Annotated in this window: 17 protein-coding genes; 3 read left to right on the top strand and 14 right to left on the bottom strand. The window is 64.7% G+C overall.

Features of this window, described 5'->3' with window-relative positions:
• Positions 1 to 17: 17 nt before the first annotated feature.
• From nuoI to AB3147_RS06175, 10 genes are all read right to left on the bottom strand, one after another.
• Entirely contained in the window at positions 18 to 506 is a 489-nt protein-coding gene (gene nuoI / locus AB3147_RS06220) for an NADH-quinone oxidoreductase subunit NuoI (protein ID WP_008161196.1), read from the bottom strand.
• A 20-nt stretch (positions 507 to 526) separates the two neighbouring features.
• A complete protein-coding gene (nuoH, locus tag AB3147_RS06215; protein WP_175123012.1) occupies positions 527 to 1600 on the bottom strand; it encodes an NADH-quinone oxidoreductase subunit NuoH in 1074 nt (357 codons plus the stop codon).
• Positions 1600 to 3927, bottom strand: coding sequence for an NADH-quinone oxidoreductase subunit NuoG (gene nuoG / locus AB3147_RS06210; RefSeq protein ID WP_367351575.1), 2328 nt, complete (start codon positions 3925 to 3927; stop codon positions 1600 to 1602). Before nuoG ends, nuoH begins: the two co-directional genes overlap by 1 nt.
• A 15-nt stretch (positions 3928 to 3942) precedes the next feature.
• Positions 3943 to 5310, bottom strand: coding sequence for an NADH-quinone oxidoreductase subunit NuoF (gene nuoF / locus AB3147_RS06205; RefSeq protein WP_175123014.1), 1368 nt, complete (start codon positions 5308 to 5310; stop codon positions 3943 to 3945).
• A complete protein-coding gene (gene nuoE, locus AB3147_RS06200; RefSeq protein ID WP_056321718.1) occupies positions 5307 to 5801 on the bottom strand; it encodes an NADH-quinone oxidoreductase subunit NuoE in 495 nt (164 codons plus the stop codon). The genes nuoF and nuoE overlap by 4 nt, the downstream gene beginning before the upstream one ends.
• Positions 5802 to 5848: 47 nt before the next feature.
• Positions 5849 to 7105, bottom strand: a complete 1257-nt coding sequence (locus tag AB3147_RS06195) for an NADH-quinone oxidoreductase subunit D (protein ID WP_175123015.1) — start codon at positions 7103 to 7105, stop codon at positions 5849 to 5851.
• 3 nt (positions 7106 to 7108) lie between these two features.
• Positions 7109 to 7735: an NADH-quinone oxidoreductase subunit C gene (locus tag AB3147_RS06190; protein ID WP_175123016.1), complete on the bottom strand. Its 627-nt coding sequence runs from the start codon at positions 7733 to 7735 to the stop codon at positions 7109 to 7111.
• Positions 7736 to 7814: 79 nt separating this feature from the next.
• Entirely contained in the window at positions 7815 to 8291 is a 477-nt protein-coding gene (locus AB3147_RS06185; RefSeq protein ID WP_006217960.1) for a NuoB/complex I 20 kDa subunit family protein, read from the bottom strand.
• A 39-nt stretch (positions 8292 to 8330) separates the two neighbouring features.
• Positions 8331 to 8690, bottom strand: a complete 360-nt coding sequence (locus AB3147_RS06180; RefSeq protein WP_006217959.1) for an NADH-quinone oxidoreductase subunit A — start codon at positions 8688 to 8690, stop codon at positions 8331 to 8333.
• A 293-nt stretch (positions 8691 to 8983) separates the two neighbouring features.
• Positions 8984 to 10105: a porin gene (locus AB3147_RS06175; RefSeq protein WP_175184214.1), complete on the bottom strand. Its 1122-nt coding sequence runs from the start codon at positions 10103 to 10105 to the stop codon at positions 8984 to 8986.
• 456 nt (positions 10106 to 10561) lie between these two features.
• Here AB3147_RS06175 and AB3147_RS06170 point away from each other — a divergent pair, with 456 nt between their 5' ends.
• The 3 genes from AB3147_RS06170 to AB3147_RS06160 are packed head-to-tail and all read left to right on the top strand — an operon-like array spanning position 10562 to position 12047.
• The gene (locus AB3147_RS06170; protein ID WP_175137305.1) at positions 10562 to 11176 is read left to right on the top strand and encodes a TetR/AcrR family transcriptional regulator; all 615 of its coding nucleotides are present in this window, start codon (positions 10562 to 10564) and stop codon (positions 11174 to 11176) included.
• The gene (locus AB3147_RS06165) at positions 11173 to 11616 is read left to right on the top strand and encodes a PaaI family thioesterase (protein ID WP_175123019.1); all 444 of its coding nucleotides are present in this window, start codon (positions 11173 to 11175) and stop codon (positions 11614 to 11616) included. Before AB3147_RS06170 ends, AB3147_RS06165 begins: the two co-directional genes overlap by 4 nt.
• Positions 11613 to 12047 (top strand): NAD(P)-binding domain-containing protein, encoded by a 435-nt coding sequence (locus tag AB3147_RS06160; protein ID WP_175137304.1) that lies wholly within the window; start codon positions 11613 to 11615, stop codon positions 12045 to 12047. The genes AB3147_RS06165 and AB3147_RS06160 overlap by 4 nt, the downstream gene beginning before the upstream one ends.
• Here AB3147_RS06160 and AB3147_RS06155 read toward each other — a convergent pair.
• The 4 genes from AB3147_RS06155 to AB3147_RS06140 form a co-directional block, all read right to left on the bottom strand.
• A complete protein-coding gene (locus tag AB3147_RS06155; protein ID WP_175137303.1) occupies positions 12018 to 12785 on the bottom strand; it encodes a phosphatase PAP2 family protein in 768 nt (255 codons plus the stop codon). The two genes, AB3147_RS06160 and AB3147_RS06155, sit on opposite strands and share 30 nt — an antisense overlap.
• A gap of 45 nt (positions 12786 to 12830) precedes the next feature.
• Positions 12831 to 13622, bottom strand: a complete 792-nt coding sequence (locus AB3147_RS06150; protein ID WP_175123022.1) for a metallophosphoesterase family protein — start codon at positions 13620 to 13622, stop codon at positions 12831 to 12833.
• A complete protein-coding gene (locus AB3147_RS06145; protein ID WP_175137301.1) occupies positions 13619 to 14593 on the bottom strand; it encodes a diacylglycerol/lipid kinase family protein in 975 nt (324 codons plus the stop codon). The genes AB3147_RS06150 and AB3147_RS06145 overlap by 4 nt, the downstream gene beginning before the upstream one ends.
• 81 nt (positions 14594 to 14674) lie before the next feature.
• Entirely contained in the window at positions 14675 to 16474 is a 1800-nt protein-coding gene (locus tag AB3147_RS06140; RefSeq protein WP_367351574.1) for a gamma-glutamyltransferase family protein, read from the bottom strand.
• Positions 16475 to 16511: the final 37 nt, after the last annotated feature.

Raw genomic sequence — 16511 nt, 5'->3', positions numbered from 1 at the left:
GGATCAGACCCTGGGCTTCAGCGGTAAGGCGCGTCTTCGGCCCGGCGGCGGGCGATGTCGGCTTCGTAGCGGTCGCCCACGGCGAGCAGCATGTCTTTGGTGAAATACAGGTCGCCGCGCTTTTCGCCGTGGTATTCGTGGATGTGCGTTTCCACGATGGAGTCCACGGGGCAGCTTTCCTCACAGAAGCCGCAGAAAATGCATTTGGTCAGATCGATGTCGTAGCGCGTCGTGCGGCGGGTGCCGTCGTCGCGCTGGTCGGACTCGATCGTGATCGCCAGCGCGGGGCACACGGCCTCGCACAGCTTGCACGCGATGCAGCGCTCTTCCCCGTTGGGGTAGCGGCGCAGCGCGTGCAGGCCGCGGAAACGCGGCGACGCAGGGGTCTTTTCCTGGGGGTAGCGCAAGGTGACCTTGCGCTTGAAAAAATACTTGCCCGTGAGGCGCATGCCCTTGAGCAACTCGGTCAGCATCAGGCTGCCGAAGAAATCCTTGATCGCTTCCATATCCTGCCTCTGCTTGGCGCTTAGCGCCAAATGTTCCAGGGCGTCTGCATCCAGATCGCCACCACGACCAGCCAGACGCCGGTCAGCGGGATGAAGATTTTCCAACCCAAGCGCATGATCTGGTCATAGCGGTAGCGCGGGAACGAGGCCCGGAACCACACGAACAACGAGACCACGAAGAACGTCTTGAGACCCAGCCAGATCCAACCCGGAATCCAGGTCAGCGGCGCGATATCGATCGGGGAAGCCCAGCCGCCCAGGAACATGATCGATGCCATGCACGACAGCAGGATCATGTTGGCGTATTCGCCCAGGAAGAACAGCGCGAATGCCATGCCCGAGTATTCGACCATGTGGCCGGCCACGATTTCGGATTCGCCTTCCACGACGTCGAACGGGTGACGGTTGGTTTCGGCAACGGCCGAGATCACGTAGATCACGAACAGCGGCAGCAGCGGCAGCCAGTTCCACGACATGAACGTCAGGCCCTTTTCGGCAAACCAGCCGCGGTTCTGCACGTGCACGATCTCGGACATGTTCAGGCTGCCCGACACCAGCAGCACCGTCACCAGCACGAAGCCGATGGCCAGTTCATACGACAGCATCTGGGCCGAGGCGCGCAGCGCGCCCAGGAACGCGTACTTGGAGTTGGATGCCCAGCCGGCGACGATCACGCCGTACACGCCGATGGACGTGATGGCCATGATGTACAGCAGGCCGGCGTTGACGTTGGCCAGCACGACGTCGGGACCGAAGGGCACGACAGCCCAGGCCGCCAGCGCCGGCATCAGCGTGACCACGGGGGCCACGATGAACAGCACCTTGTTGGCCTGGCTGGGGACCACGACTTCCTTGGTCAGCAGCTTGAAGACGTCGGCAAACGGCTGCAGCAGCCCCTTGAAACCGACGCGGTTCGGGCCCATGCGCACGTGCATGGCGCCGATCATCTTGCGTTCCCAGTACGTCAGGTAGGCCACGCACAGGATGATGGGCACCGCAATGATGACGATCTTGACGAGGGTCCAGAGGACCATCCAGACCGTCGGACCCAGCAATGCCTGACCGTGGCTTTCAAGAACATTGAGCCATTCCATCAGGCACGCTCCACGCTGATTTGACCAAATGCGCCACCCAGGGCAGCGGTAGTTTCGAAGGCGGCGGAAATGCGCACGGCGCGATCGGCCACGGCATCATCCTGCACGGTTTCCAGTTCGACGGCGCCCTGCCCGGCCGACACGCGCACCTTGACCCCGGCCGTCAGGCCCAGGCTGGTGAGGGTGCGGCCGTTCATGGCGGCGGCGGGCTTCTTCGAAGCCGGCGCGGCCTGCAGCGGTTCCGAACGGCGCACCATGGCGTCCGTGCGGTAGATCGGCACATCGGCGACGCGTTCCAGGCCGGAGAGCGCCTGGCCCAGACCCAGCGGGGCCTTGACGTCGTTGGACAGACGGCCTTCGACGCCGCTGGCCAGCACGGCGTCGCGCACGGACTCGGAGGTCTCGTCATCGAAGCCGGCCAGGTGCAGGACGTTGCCCAGCACGCGCAGGACCTTCCAGCCCGGACGGGTCTGGCCGAACGGCGTGACCGTGCCCTTGAAGCTCTGGGCCAGGCCTTGGGCGTTGACGAACGTGCCCGAGGTTTCCGTGAACGGCGACACCGGCAGCATCACGTCGGCCCATTCAGCGGCGGCCGAACGGTAAGGCGTGAGCGCGACGGCGAACTGCGCGCCACGCAGCGCGGCGATGGCTTGCTGGCCGTTGTCGGCGTCGAGCAGCGGTTCGGCGTGCAGGACGATGTAGGCCTTGAGCGGTTCGGCGAGCATGGCCGCGGCGGTCTTGCCGCCCTTGCCCGGGATGGCGCCGGCGAGATAACCGCCGACCGTGTTGCCGCCCGAGGTCAGGAAGCCGAACTTGCCGCCGGACAGGTCAGCCACGGCACGGCCGTTGGCGGCCAGCGTGGTGGCCTGGGCGCTGGCGACAGCCAGGTTGCCCATCAGCACGGCGGTGTTGGCGCCCGACGCAAGGCTGGCGGCGATGAGCTTGGCGTTTTCGCCCGGCGTGACCGAGGCGAACTCGGCCGGCACGGCCTGTTCCTTGGCCTGGGCCAGCGCGACGGCCACTTCGGCCAGCGCGCGCGCCAGTTCCGACGGGGCCACGGTGATGCGCGCGGTGACGGGCATCAGGGGATCGTCGGCGGCGCTGTCGACCATCAGGATCTGCGTGCCACGCTTGGCGGCTTGGCGCAGACGCTGGGCCATCAGCGGATGGTCCTTGCGCAGGAACGAGCCGACGACCAGGACGCGGTCCAGGTTGTCGAGTTCGGCGATGGGCATGCCCAGCCACGGCGCGCCGGTCAGCGCGGCGTCAAAGGCCGGGTCGGTCTGGCGCAGACGGAAGTCGATGTTCTCGGAACCCAGCGAGCGGACCAGGCGGCCCAGCAGCGCGTATTCCTCGGTGGTGGCGTATTCGGACGCCAGCGCGCCGATCTGGCCGGCGCCGAAGCTGTCACGCACGCGCGACAGGCCTTGGGCCACGGCTTGCAGGGCGTCGGCCCACGAGGCTTCCTGCCACTTGCCGTCGGTGCCCTTGATCATCGGGGCGGACAGGCGGTCGTCGCTGTTCAGGCCTTCGTACGAGAAACGGTCGCGGTCGCTGATCCAGCATTCGTTGACGGCTTCGTCTTCGAACGGGACCACGCGCATCACGCGGTCGCCCTTGACCTGGACGACCAGGTTGGCGCCGAGGCTGTCGTGCGGGCTGACCGAACGGCGGCGAGCCAGTTCCCAGGTACGGGCGCTGTAGCGGAAGGGCTTGGAGGTCAGCGCGCCCACCGGACAGATGTCGATCATGTTGCCCGACAGTTCGGACTCGATCGAACGGCCCACGAAGGTGGTGATTTCGGAGTGCTCGCCACGGCCCAGCATGCCCAGCTCCATGACGCCGGCGATTTCCTGGCCGAAGCGCACACAACGGGTGCAGTGGATGCAGCGCGACATTTCCTCGGCGGAAACCAGCGGGCCCAGGTCCTTGTGGAACACGACGCGCTTTTCTTCCTGGTAACGCGAGGAAGAGCCGCCGTAGCCCACGGCCAGATCCTGCAGCTGGCATTCGCCGCCCTGATCGCAGATCGGGCAGTCGAGGGGGTGATTGATGAGCAAGAATTCCATCACCGACTTCTGAGCGGCGCGAGCCTTCTCAGAGCAGGTGTGGACGACCATGCCGTTGGTCACGGGCGTGGCGCAGGCGGGCAGCGCCTTGGGCGCTTTTTCCACTTCAACCAGGCACATCCGGCAGTTGGCCGCGATGGACAGTTTCTTGTGGTAGCAGAAATGCGGCACGTAAAGCCCGACTTTCTGGGCGGCATGCATGACCATGCTGCCTTCGGGCACTTCGACCTTGTTGCCGTCGACGGTTAGTTCAACCATTGCTGTTCCTGAGACCTACAGATATTGCGGGACCACACAAGACTTGTGCTCGATGTGGTGCGCGAATTCGTCGCGAAAATGCTTGAGGAAGCCACGGACGGGCATGGCGGCGGCGTCACCGAGAGCGCAGATGGTGCGGCCCATGATGTTGAGCGCCACGTTGTCCAGCAGCTCCAGATCTTCCGGACGGCCTTGACCGTTTTCGATGCGGTGCACCATGCGGTAGAGCCAGCCGGTGCCTTCGCGGCACGGCGTGCACTGGCCGCAGCTTTCCTCGAAATAGAAGTACGACAGGCGCAGCAGCGACTTCACCATGCAGCGCGTCTCGTCCATGACGATCACAGCGCCAGAGCCGAGCATCGAGCCGGCCTTGGCGATGGAGTCATAGTCCATCGTGCATTCCATCATGATGTCGGCGGGCAGGACCGGGGCGCTCGAGCCGCCGGGGATGACCGCCTTCAGCTTCTTGCCGCCGCGCATGCCGCCAGCCAGTTCCAGCAGCGTCGAGAACGGGGTGCCCAGCGGGATCTCGTAGTTGCCGGGACGCTCGACGTCGCCGGTGATCGAGAACAGCTTGGTGCCGCCGTTGTTCGGCTTGCCGACTTCCAGGTAGGCCTGGCCGCCGTTGCGGATGATCCACGGCACCGCCGCGAACGTTTCCGTGTTGTTGATGGTGGTGGGCTTGCCGTACAGGCCGAAGCTGGCCGGGAACGGCGGCTTGAAGCGCGGCTGGCCCTTCTTGCCTTCCAGCGATTCCAGCAGCGCGGTTTCTTCGCCGCAGATGTAGGCGCCGTAACCGTGGAAAGCGTGGAGCTGGAAGCTGAAGTCGGAACCGAACAGGCGGTCACCCAGGAAGCCGGCGGCACGCGCCTCTTCCAGCGCTTCTTCGAAGCGCTCGTAGACTTCGAAGATTTCGCCGTGGATGTAGTTGTAGCCGACGCTGATGCCCATGGCGTAGGCCGCGATCGCCATGCCTTCAATCACGATGTGCGGATTGAAGCGCAGGATGTCGCGGTCCTTGAACGTGCCGGGCTCGCCTTCGTCGGAGTTGCAGACGAGGTACTTCTGGCCCGGGAAGGCGCGCGGCATGAAGCTCCACTTCAGGCCGGTCGGGAAGCCCGCGCCGCCACGGCCGCGCAGACCCGACGCCTTGACTTCGGCGATCACGTCTTCCGGCTTCATGCCGGTGGTCAGGATCTTTTTCAGGGCTTCGTAGCCGCCGCGCTTGACGTAGTCGGCCAGGCGCCAGTTGGCGCCGTCGACGTCGGCCATGATCTGCGGCTGCAGGTGGCGGCCGTGCAGGGCCATCGAGTTGGACAGGTCGTTCAGGGGGTTGGGATCCAGCCCCTGCGCGAACTGCTTGTACAGGTCAGGCGCGTTCATGCCGACTCTCCTTGCTGCTTGAGGGCCGCGACCAGCGCGTCCAGCTTCTCGTCGGTCATGCGCACGCACATATGCTTGTTGTTCACGATCAGCACGGGGGAGTCGCCGCAGGCACCCATGCACTCGCCTTCGACCAGCGTGAACTGGCCGTCTTCGGTGGTCTGGCGATAGTCGACGCCCAGCTTGCGCTTGAGGTATTCGCCGGCGCGGTCGCCGTCGCGCAAGGCACAGGGCAGGTTCGTGCAGACGGCGATCTTGTTCTTGCCGACGGGCTTGACGTCGAACATGTTGTAGAACGTGGCGACTTCCTGGACCGCGATGGGCGGAACGCCAATGTAGTTGGCCACGTCTTCGATGACTTCGGTAGCCAACCAGCCCTTCTCTTCTTGCGCGATGGCAAGCGAGGCCATGATGGCGGACTGCCGCTGGTCGGCCGGGAACTTGGCCAGTTCACGGTCGATTTTCTGGTAGGCCTGTTCGGAAAGCAGCATAGTTTGAATCCGGGTTATGCGGGCGTGCTCGTGACTGTCTGGGCGGATCAGCGATCGATCTCGCCGAAAACGATGTCCTGCGTGCCAATGATGGTGACGGCGTCGGCGATCATGTGGCCACGCGACATTTCATCCAGCGCTTGCAGGTGGACAAAGCCAGGCGCCCGAATCTTCAGGCGGTAAGGCTTGTTGGCGCCGTCGGACACCAGATAGATGCCGAATTCGCCCTTCGGGTGCTCCACCGAGGCGAACGCCTCGCCCGGGGGCACGTGGAAACCTTCAGTGAAGAGCTTGAAGTGATGGATCAGCTCTTCCATGTTGGTCTTCATGGCGGTACGCGACGGCGGGGCGATCTTGTGGTTCTCGATCATGACCGGGCCGGGATTGTTGCGCAGCCATTCCACGCACTGGCGGATGATGCGATTGCTTTGGCGCATCTCGGCGATGCGGACCAGGTAGCGGTCGTAGCAGTCGCCGTTGACACCCACGGGGATGTCGAAATCAAGCAGATCGTAGACTTCGTAGGGCTGCGTCTTGCGCAGGTCCCAGGCGACGCCCGAACCACGCAGCATCGGACCGGTGAAGCCCAGCGCCTTGGCGCGCTCGGGATCGACCACGCCGATGCCGACCAGACGCTGCTTCCAGATGCGGTTGTCGGTGAGCAGGGTTTCGTACTCGTCGACGCAGCCGGGGAAGCGGTTGGTGAAGTCTTCGATGAAGTCCAGCAGCGAGCCCGAACGCGCCTCGTTCATGACGCGCATTTCCTTGTCGCCACGGAACTTGCTGGAGTCGCCGTACTGCGGCATGGAATCCGGCAGGTCGCGATAGACGCCACCCGGCCGGTAGTAGGCCGCGTGCATGCGCGCGCCCGAGACCGCTTCGTAGCAGTCCATCAGGTCTTCGCGTTCACGGAAGGCGTAAAGGAACACCGCCATCGCGCCCACGTCCAGGGCGTGCGAGCCCAGCGACATCAGGTGGTTCAGCAGACGCGTGATTTCATCGAACATCACGCGGATGTACTGCGCGCGCAGCGGGGCTTCGACGCCCAGCAGCTTTTCGATGGCCATGACGTAGGCGTGCTCATTGCACATCATGGACACGTAGTCCAGGCGGTCCATGTAGGGCAGCGCCTGGATGTAGGTTTTGTGTTCGGCCAGCTTTTCGGTGGCGCGGTGCAGCAGGCCGATGTGCGGATCGGCGCGCTGGATGACTTCGCCGTCAAGCTCGAGCACCAGGCGCAGCACGCCGTGCGCGGCCGGGTGTTGAGGACCGAAGTTCAGGGTGTAGTTCTTGATGTCTGCCATGATTCAACGCCCCATGCCGTAGGTGTCTTCGCGCACCACGCGCGGGGTGATCTCGCGCGGATCGATCGTGACCGGCTGGTAAATGACGCGTCGCTGCTCAGGGTCGTAGCGCATTTCGACGGTGCCCGACAGCGGGAAGTCCTTGCGGAACGGATGGCCGATGAAGCCGTAGTCGGTGAGGATGCGGCGCAGGTCCGGATGGCCTTCGAAGACGATGCCGTACAGATCGAAGGCTTCGCGCTCGAACCAGCCGACCGTGGGCCAGCATTCCATCAGCGAGGCGACCATCGGGAACTCGTCGTCAGGCGCCCACGTGCGCACGCGCAGCCGCCAGTTGTTCTCGAGGGAGAGCAGGTGCGCCACCACGGCATAACGCGAGCGGTGGATGCGGACGTTGGTTTCCTCGGGCATCTGGCGCGTGCCGTTGCCCCAGGTCAGGTAGTCGACGCCGCAGAGGTCGATACAGGTTTCAAAGCGCAGGCCGGCTTCGGTGCGCAGCTTGTTGCAGACGGAGAACCACTGCTCCGCGGGCACTTCGAGCGTCAGCTCGCCCAGCGCCTCGGTCAGCGCAATGTCCGCGCCGAGGGTGGTCTGCAAATTGTTTTTCAGGGATTCGAGCCTGGTCATCATCTTGTACGCTTAGGTGAACCGATACGCTGGTTTCGCAGGTTCGAGGCGGCTGAGGCCTGCCGTCGAACCTGACGAAGCATCAGCGCGCAATCGTGTTGGTCAGACGGATCTTGTTCTGCATTTGCAGCAAGCCGTAGACCAGCGCCTCGGCCGTGGGCGGGCAGCCCGGCACGTAGACGTCTACCGGTACGATGCGATCACAGCCACGCACCACCGAATACGAGTAGTGGTAGTAGCCGCCGCCATTGGCACAGGAGCCCATGGAAACCACCCAGCGCGGCTCGGGCATCTGGTCGTAGACCTTGCGCAGCGCGGGCGCCATCTTGTTGCACAGCGTGCCGGCAACGATCATAAGATCGGACTGGCGCGGGCTGGGCCGGAAGATGATGCCGAATTGGTCCAGGTCATAGCGGGCTGCGCCCGCGTGCATCATCTCAACCGCGCAACAGGCCAGACCGAAGGTCATGGGCCACATCGAACCGGTCTTCGCCCAGTTCAGGAACTTGTCGGCGCTGGTGGTGATGAACCCTTGCTTGAGAATGCCGTCTATAGCCATATTCGTCTCTGATAACGTGCTGTGAAATGAACCCGAAGGTCACTCCCAATCCAGCGCGCCCTTTTTCCATTCGTAGATGAAGCCGACGGTCAACACGGCGAGGAAAACCATGACCGTCCAGAAACCGACGAGTCCGACGGTGCCCTGGGCAATGGCCCACGGGAACAGGAACGCGATTTCCAGGTCGAAAAGAATGAACAGAATCGCCACGAGGTAGTAGCGCACGTCAAACTTCATGCGTGCATCTTCAAACGCTTCGAAGCCGCACTCGTAAGGCGAGAGCTTCTCAGCGTAAGGACGCCGCGGGCCAAGGAGGGAGCCGGCCGTTAGAAGCGCGAACCCGATAAGGGTGGCCACTACGATAAACAGCAGGACGGGAAAATACTGTTGCAGGTTCATTCAGGCGTCCGTCAAATGCGCAAACCTTAGGATTGTAGCATTCGCGCGGTTACTTCCGGCTGAACTCTGTAGCTTGAATAGCAGGCGAAAGACTGCATTCCTCAAATGGAACAATTGCAGCTTTCGTCGGTGCATGTCGAGCATGTGCGGCTCGAACGACACGAAGCCGTAGTATGCCTGAATTCAGTCCGCAGACGAAAAAAAACCACCCCCAAAAGGGTGGTTCATGCGAACGGGCCGAGGCCCGTTCGCTTTTGCTTTAAATCCACACAGGGCTTGCGCCCTGCATTGGATTAGAAGCGGTGACGCACACCGATGCCGACGGCGGTCGACTTGACGTCGTCCAGGAAGGCGTAGTTGGTGGCGTACGAACCGTAGGCGTACAGGTTGGTACGCTTGGACAGGTCGTAGGTGTAGCCCAGCGAGTAGATGTTCATGTTGGCATCGTCGCCCGTCAGCTTGTCGTTCGACGGGTCAACACGCTGCCACGAACCGAAGACGTTCGAAGCGCCACCGATGGGGGCCGACAGGCCGACCAGGTAGGAGTTGGCCTTGAAGCCGTCAGCAAACACGTTGCTGATGCCGCTGGCGGTTGCCGACAGGATCGAGTTGCCGTTCACGCCGGGGCCAGCGAACCAGCCGTCGGTGGTGCGGCCGTAGACCAGGGCCAGCTTGACCACTTCGAAGTCATACGAACCACCGATCATGTACGAACGCGGGGTAGCGTCGGTAGCTTCGGTCGTCAGACGGTTCGAGGCGTTCAGTTGGTCGTACGACAGAGCGACGTTCAACGGGCCGTTGACGTAGCGCAGACCAGCGGTGATGGCGCGGGTGTTGTCGGCGGTCTTGAAGCCGGTTTCGGTCGTCTTCGTGTCGTCGGCGCTGAACGAGTAGCCGGCGCCGAATTGGAAGCCGCTGAACGACGGGGTTTGGTACATGACCATGTTGTCGTAGCGCTGCGTGTTAGCGGCGCTCAGACCGGTACCGATGTTAGCTTGACCGAAGCCAGCGCCGAACGGATCGATCGAACCGAAGTACTTCGAAGCGATGTTGGTTTGACGACCGAAGTCCAGTTGGCCCCAGCTGTCGCTGGCCAGACCGACGGTGGCTTGACGACCGAACAGACGGCCACCTTGAGCCGAACGGCCGTTGCCCGAATCAAAGCCCGATTCCAGTTGGAAAACAGCGCGCAGGCCGTCACCCAGATCTTCCGAACCACGCAGACCCCAGCGCGAACCGTTTTGGACGCCGTTGATCATGCCGAAGCGGCTGCCGTTGACGGCGTCGCTAACACCGCTGATACGGTTGTAGCCGAGGCCCGTGTCGATGATACCGTACAGGGTGACAGACGTTTCTGCCTGGGCGACACCGGCGAAACCGGCGAGCAGGGCGGCAGCGAGCAGAGTCTTTTTCATTTAAGAAATCTCCGTTGATTTGAGTGACAAGAGCAGCAATCCAGCAAACCAGCCTGCCGCCCCCCTAACTCCGCGAAGGGAAGTTGACGCTATTGCATCAAAAATCGGGGGGACTGGCTATGGTCGGCATCAGAAAAGTGCAGGTTTGCGACAGGCTTGTTGGGAAGTTGCAACATCCCGCTGATGCTTGCCGCGCAACGCTAGGGCTTTCCCTTACCGAACTGCCCGAGCGCGCAACCATGCGACTTTCGGCCCTGCCCCCAATTTTCCGGGCAATTCCAAAACCCATTCGTCACGCTACTTTCTTCGCGGCTCCGGCTGCCATGCAGCGCTAAACCGGAGCGGCCGGGATGATGCCGGCACTGAAGATCATCGTAATCACGTGCGGCGCTAATAACGTTGTTATTAATAAAAATCGTCGATATGATCGTTGGCACCGCATAGCCGCTGAGCGCCATGTCCACCCCTTCCCCTCGTGCCGACCGCAACGAACGCCTGAGCGCCCTGCGCAGGCAGATCATCCTGGACGCCGCGCAGCGCGTGTTTGAACGGGATGGTCTGGAAAAGACGACGATCCGGGCCATCGCCAAAGAGGCTGGTTGCACGACGGGCGCCATTTATCCCTGGTTCGCGGGCAAGGAGGCGCTTTACGGGGAACTGCTGGACGGATCGCTGCAACGGCTGCACGCGCATCTGGCGCAGGCGGGCGATGCTGAGACGCCGCAGTCGGCCGCGCGCGGCGTAATAGGGGCGTTTTTTGCCTACTACGCGCAGCGGCGCACGGATTTTTCGCTGGGGATGTATCTGTTCCAGGGACTGGGCCCGCGGGGGCTCGGCCGGGACATGGACGAAAAGCTCAACGGCCGGTTGCGGCAATGCATCGATCTGATCGGCCAGGCGCTGTCGCGCACAAAAGGCTGGCGGGACGAGACCGTTCAGGCCGAGCAGATGAACGTGTTCACCTATTTGATGGGACTGTTGCTGCTGGTGCACACCCGCCGCCTCAAGTCGCTGGGCCAGCAGGCCGATGCGCTGCTGGACAACTATTGCCACGCCCTGGAACAACGATGACCGCAACCGCCCTCGCCGCCGATGCGCGCGCGCCGCAGATCAGCCTTGCCGACTTTCACGTGCTGCTTGCCGACCAGCATCCGTTCTCGATGCTGCTGGGGATCGATGTGCTGCACATCGGCCACGGCACGGCGCACGCCGTGCTGCCCGCCCGGGACACGCACCAGCGGCTGGGCGGCATTGTTGCCGGACCGATGCTGATGGGACTGGCCGACCTGGCCATGTATGCGGCAGTCGTGGGCGCCACCGGGCAGGCCCACGCGGTCACGGCCAGCCTGACCATCAATTTCCTGCGCAAAAGTCCGGCAGGCGCCATCCATGCGCATGCCCGGCTGCTCAAGGTGGGCAGGCTTTCCGCGGGCGAAGTCGTGCTGACCGGCGAAGGCTCGGACGAGCCGGTCGCGCATATCGTGAGCACGTGGTCGGTGCCCAAGCCATGAGCCCGCGCGTCAGCATCGTCGGCATGGGCAGGATCGGCACGATGGCCGCGCGGCGGCTGCTGGCCGCCGAGCCCGACATTGCGCTGACCCTCTATGACATCGAGGCGGAGCGGTGCGAAGATTTCCGCGGCAACGCGACGCTGGCAACCTCGGCGCGCGAAGCCCTGGCGGAGTCAGACACCATCGTGCTGGCCCTGCCCCGGGAGCGCGAGATCGATCGCACGCTGGAGCGCTTCAGCGACGGACAGGTCACTGCGCCCATTGCCGGCAAGCTGATCATCGATCTGGACCCGCCACCCGCCGACCGGATGCGGCAGCTTGACCGCGCCATCACCTGCGCGGGCGGGCGCTACACCTGCGCGCCAATGCAGGCGCCCGCCGCGGACGGCATCGAGGCGCGCCTACTGGACGCGCTGAACCGTCCTGCCTGACACGTGCAGCCGTTCGACGGCCGCCACGCACAGGACCAGCCATCCCAGGCTGACCGCGAACCCGGCTACGACATCGCTCGCAAAATGCACCTGCAGCAGGATGCGGCTGAGACCGATGGCCATGATGAGCGCGGCCATGAACGCCACGCAGGGCAGACGCCACGCGGGTGGCGCGAATCGCCACATCAGGTAGCAGGCCGTGCCGTACACAGCCATTGCCGCCGACGAGTGGCCGCTGGGGAAGCTCCAGCCGGTCGCCATGGCGTAGCCGTGATCGTGGTCGGGGCGCACGCGCTCGAACGTGTGCTTGAACAGCCAGTTCAGCGCGCCGTTCAGGCCTGTCGCGACCGCGCAGAAGAGCGCGAGCTGCCACGACCCGCGCCATAGCAGCGCAATCGTCATCAACACGGCGACGACCGTGAGCAGGTTGCGGTCACCTAGATACGTGATCCAGGACAGCAACCAAAGCATGGACGTCGACATGGACATGCTGAGCGCATTGGCGAGCGCGCTGTCGAACGCCACGATCGTCCCGCGGCTTTCGACGGCCAGGGCCAGCGCCAGAAACAACGCAAAGGAAATGCCCGCCGTCGCGGCGAAGAGCGCGGCACGGCCGTTGCCGGACAGGCGGCCGTGGCAGCGCATGAAGAGCAGCGCCACGCCGCCCGCGACCAGCGGCAGCGCGACAAACAAAGAGAGGGCATGGGCTGCGGCCCATGCCGCGTAGACATCGGTCATGTATGCGCCATCAAAAAGAAAGGTGCGTGGGGGCCGCGCCCCCTGCTACAACGAGACCAGCGTCTTGTCGACCGGCGCGAAGGCATGCGCGCCCGCCGCGTAATCCCACCGCTCGACGTGGCAGACCTGCTGGCCTTCCTCTTCAGAGCGGGTGATCACGCCCAGCGAGTTGGGCACGGTGCCCCGCACCCGGTGCGAGCAGGTCGTCCCGGCCTGGACGATCCAGCCGGCCGGTCCGGTGGGCGCGGTCAGCGGCAGCACGTAGGGCAAGTGTATGTGACCGCCCAGCACCAGGTCGACACCCGCCTGGGCCCAGGCCGACAGCGCACGCTCCCGGCCGATCAGCAGATTGGACAGGTCCGATTCGACCTTGGCGCGCACCGGGTGGTGCGCCACGACGAGGCGCAACTGGCCCGGCCGAGCCTGGCGCAGCCGCTGGGCGACGCGAGCGATCTGGGCATCGGAGATTTCGCCATCCTTGTGGCGTTTTGGCCGCGTGGTGTTCACCCCGATGGCGAGCACGCCATCGTTTTCGAACACGGGCTCGAGGATCGGGCCCAGCGCGCGCTTGTAGTTGCCGTAGGGATTGAGGGCGCGTGCGAATACGTTGTACAGCGGGATGTCGTGATTGCCGGGCACCGCCAGCACGGGCAGCGCCAGACGCTCGATGAACCGGCGCGCGGCGGCGAACTGGCTGCGGCGCGCACGCTGGGTGATGTCGCCGCTGAGCACCACCAGATCGGGCGACAACTGCCGCGCCAGGTCCAGCACGGCTTCGACGACCGCCTTGCGCTCCGTGCCGAAATGGGTGTCCGACAAATGCAGGATCCGCGTCATGAGCGGTCCAGAAGCTCAGGGTCCGCCGGCACCACCAGGGGCAGGCGATCGCTCGCCACCTTGAATTCAAGCGGCGTGTCCATCCAGGAGATCTCGCCGTCCATCGCCACCTTGACCCGGCGGCGCCCGCGCACACCGACCGTCAGCTTGTCGAAGGCGAAGCTGATGACGTTCTCGGCGTCGCCCATCCGGCTGAGCAAACCGCGCACCAGCAGGCCGTACAGGGCCAGCGTGCCCACCGGCCGCGCCGCCATGGCGATCAGCCGATTGCGGTCGAGCTCGTCGTTCTCGATGCCGATGTGTTCCAGTTGCAGCTTGTTGTTGCCCACGACCAGCGTCGGCGACCGCAGGCTGCGCGACTTGCCCTCGAATTCGAGCTGCAACCCCAGCTGGCGCGGTTGGCGCCAGAGCGTGACCAGGCCTGACCACAGCGCAACCCAGCGCCTGCGCCCGTAGCGTTGCTTGTAGGCCTCGCGGTCTTCGAGCAGTTGCGGATACAGGCCGAGGCTGGCGTTGACGAGAAACAGCCGGCCGTTCAGCAGGCCGACCTGAACGGGCCGGATGGTGCCTTGCAGGAAGCCGCGCAGCGCCACCTCGGTTTCCTGCGAAATGCCGTAGGTGCGGCCGAAGTAGTTGAAGGTGCCTTGCGGCAGGATGCCGAACGGCACGCCTTGTCCCAGCACCGTGGATGCAACGGCATTGAGCGTGCCGTCGCCGCCCGCGGCGATGACGACGCCCTGCTCGTCCTGGGCGCGCTTGACCGCCTGGCGCGCCACGTCCGTCAGCCGCGACGGATCGCCGACCGGCATGAGTTCGTAGCGCCGCCCGGCCTCGTCGAGGATTGTCCGGATGGTGTCCTGCAGGACCTGCGCGTCGCCGCGCCCCGATCCTTTATTGAGGACGATGAATAAGGGTTCTTTTCCCGTGAGGGGTCGAGCCGCTGTTGCCGGGCTCTGCTCGGATGGCGTCATGCGACAAACATACCCTAAGCGGGTAAACCGCCGCAAGACGCCGCACGGCGCACGCTTTGTAAGAAAGCGTGCGCCGTCCGTTCAACGGCCGACGGCGTACGCTTGCATCAGGCGCGGCGTGGCGGCCGCATGCAGCAGTCCGTCCGCGTCACGCGAAGCGGCGGTCAGCCGGCCGACCGACCACTCGGGCAGTTCTTCGATCTGGTGGCCGCGCTGGCGCAGCGCCGCAATGACCTCGGCGCCGAAGCTGGCCTCCAGCGCCAGATGACCGGGTTTGCGGTCGCGCGGGTAGAAGGACGTGGGAAAGTGCATGGTGTGCGACATGGGCAGGTCGATGGCTTCCTGCAGATTCAGGCCGTGGTGCACGTGTCGCAGGAAGAACAGCAGTTGCCATTGTTCCTGCTGGTCGCCGCCCGGCGTGCCGAAGGCCAGGTACGGCTTGCCATCGCGCAGCGCGAGCGACGGGGTCAGCGTGGTGCGCGGGCGCTTGCCCGGCGCCAGCGTGCCGGGCAGGCCTTCTTCCAGCCAGAACATCTGGGCGCGGGTGTTCAGGCCGAAGCCCAATTCCGGAATGACCGGCGAGGACTGGAACCAGCCGCCGGACGGCGTGGCCGAGATCATGTTGCCCCAGCGGTCGATCACGTCCACGTGTGTGGTGTCGCCGCGCTTGGCCGACGCGCGCATATCGGCAAGGGTCGGTTCGTTCGTGGCGCTGCCGGGCGCGGTGACGGGCGACAGGCGCTCGAGCGTGTCCATGACGCGCGCGACCTGCGCCTCGAAGCCGGGCACCTGGCCGGGCAGCAGGTCGTGCGACGCGCCCTCCCCGATCAGTTGGCGGCGTTCGGCGTTGTACGCGTCGGAAAGCAGATGGGCGAGCGGCACGTCGATGAAGGCCGGGTCGCCGTAATAGGCTTCGCGGTCGGCAAAGGCGAGCTTCATGGCCTCGGTCACCCGGTGGATGAATTCGGCGCTGGTGGGACTGACGCCCGCCAGGTCCATGTCTTTCAGGATGGCGAGTGTCTGCAGGAAGACCGGCCCCTGGCTCCAGGCGCCGGCCTTGGCGACCGTGTAGCCGTGATAGTCGTAGGTCAGCGGTTCGTCGTAGCTGGCGGACCAGCCGGCCAGGTCGTCGGCCGTGATGACGCCGCGGTGGGTGGCGCCGCTTTCGTCCATGACGTCGGTGTTGCGGGCGAAGCGGTCGATTTCGTCGGCGATGAAACCACGGTAGAACGCGTCGCGCGCGGCCTCGATCTGGCGCTCGCGGTCGGCGCCGGCGCCCTCGGCGGCTTGCAGCACGCGGGTCCAGGTGCGGGCCAATGCCGGATTGCGGAACAGCTTGCGGGCCTGCGGCACCTGCCCGCCCGGCACGTAGACCTGGGCGGTCGTCGGCCAGTGGGTTTCGAAGAAGTCTTTCAGGCCGGCAATTGTGTTGGAGATGCGCGGCATCAGCGCATGGCCGTGTTCCGCGTAATAGATGGCGGGTTCGAGCACGTCCCGCACGCGCATCGTGCCGTGGTCGCGCAGCAGCAGCATCCAGGCATCGAACGCGCCGGGGATCACGGTGGCGAGCAGGCCGTTGCCGGGAATGAGCTTCAGGCCTTCGGCGCGATATCGTTCCAGCGTGGCCGCGGCGGGCGTGGCGCCCTGCCCGCACAAGACCTGGACCTTGCCGGTGCGGGCCGAATAGAACACGGCCGGCACTTCGCCGGCCGGGCCGACCAGATGGGGTTCGACCACCTGCAGCACGAACGCCGAGGCGACGCAGGCATCGAACGCATTGCCGCCGCGCTCCAGCAGCGACATGCCGGCCGAGCTGGCCAGCCAATGGGTGGACGTCACGACACCGAAGGTGCCGAGGATTTCCGGGCGAGTCGTAAACATGGTGGGTCCTGGTGTTGGGGCGGTGTCAGCGCCGCCC

This window comes from Achromobacter animicus (assembly GCF_040775605.1).
Lineage (GTDB): Bacteria > Pseudomonadota > Gammaproteobacteria > Burkholderiales > Burkholderiaceae_B > Achromobacter > Achromobacter animicus.
The sequence above is the reverse complement of the archived record's forward strand: the minus strand, read 5'-3'. Positions and strand labels throughout refer to the sequence as shown.

Excerpts from the sequence above, each read along its gene's own strand:
- nuoF (WP_175123014.1), bottom strand. The coding sequence starts at position 5,310 with ATGAACGCGCCTGACCTGTACAAGCAGTTCGCGCAGGGGCTGGATCCC.
- AB3147_RS06170 (WP_175137305.1), top strand. The coding sequence starts at position 10,562 with ATGTCCACCCCTTCCCCTCGTGCCGACCGCAACGAACGCCTGAGCGCC.
- AB3147_RS06185 (WP_006217960.1), bottom strand. The coding sequence starts at position 8,291 with ATGGCTATAGACGGCATTCTCAAGCAAGGGTTCATCACCACCAGCGCC.
- nuoH (WP_175123012.1), bottom strand. The coding sequence starts at position 1,600 with ATGGAATGGCTCAATGTTCTTGAAAGCCACGGTCAGGCATTGCTGGGT.
- nuoG (WP_367351575.1), bottom strand. The coding sequence starts at position 3,927 with ATGGTTGAACTAACCGTCGACGGCAACAAGGTCGAAGTGCCCGAAGGC.
- AB3147_RS06160 (WP_175137304.1), top strand. The coding sequence starts at position 11,613 with ATGAGCCCGCGCGTCAGCATCGTCGGCATGGGCAGGATCGGCACGATG.
- AB3147_RS06180 (WP_006217959.1), bottom strand. The coding sequence starts at position 8,690 with ATGAACCTGCAACAGTATTTTCCCGTCCTGCTGTTTATCGTAGTGGCC.
- nuoI (WP_008161196.1), bottom strand. The coding sequence starts at position 506 with ATGGAAGCGATCAAGGATTTCTTCGGCAGCCTGATGCTGACCGAGTTG.
- AB3147_RS06140 (WP_367351574.1), bottom strand. The coding sequence starts at position 16,474 with ATGTTTACGACTCGCCCGGAAATCCTCGGCACCTTCGGTGTCGTGACG.
- AB3147_RS06155 (WP_175137303.1), bottom strand. The coding sequence starts at position 12,785 with ATGACCGATGTCTACGCGGCATGGGCCGCAGCCCATGCCCTCTCTTTG.
- AB3147_RS06145 (WP_175137301.1), bottom strand. The coding sequence starts at position 14,593 with ATGACGCCATCCGAGCAGAGCCCGGCAACAGCGGCTCGACCCCTCACG.
- AB3147_RS06175 (WP_175184214.1), bottom strand. The coding sequence starts at position 10,105 with ATGAAAAAGACTCTGCTCGCTGCCGCCCTGCTCGCCGGTTTCGCCGGT.
- AB3147_RS06190 (WP_175123016.1), bottom strand. The coding sequence starts at position 7,735 with ATGATGACCAGGCTCGAATCCCTGAAAAACAATTTGCAGACCACCCTC.
- AB3147_RS06150 (WP_175123022.1), bottom strand. The coding sequence starts at position 13,622 with ATGACGCGGATCCTGCATTTGTCGGACACCCATTTCGGCACGGAGCGC.
- nuoE (WP_056321718.1), bottom strand. The coding sequence starts at position 5,801 with ATGCTGCTTTCCGAACAGGCCTACCAGAAAATCGACCGTGAACTGGCC.
- AB3147_RS06165 (WP_175123019.1), top strand. The coding sequence starts at position 11,173 with ATGACCGCAACCGCCCTCGCCGCCGATGCGCGCGCGCCGCAGATCAGC.
- AB3147_RS06195 (WP_175123015.1), bottom strand. The coding sequence starts at position 7,105 with ATGGCAGACATCAAGAACTACACCCTGAACTTCGGTCCTCAACACCCG.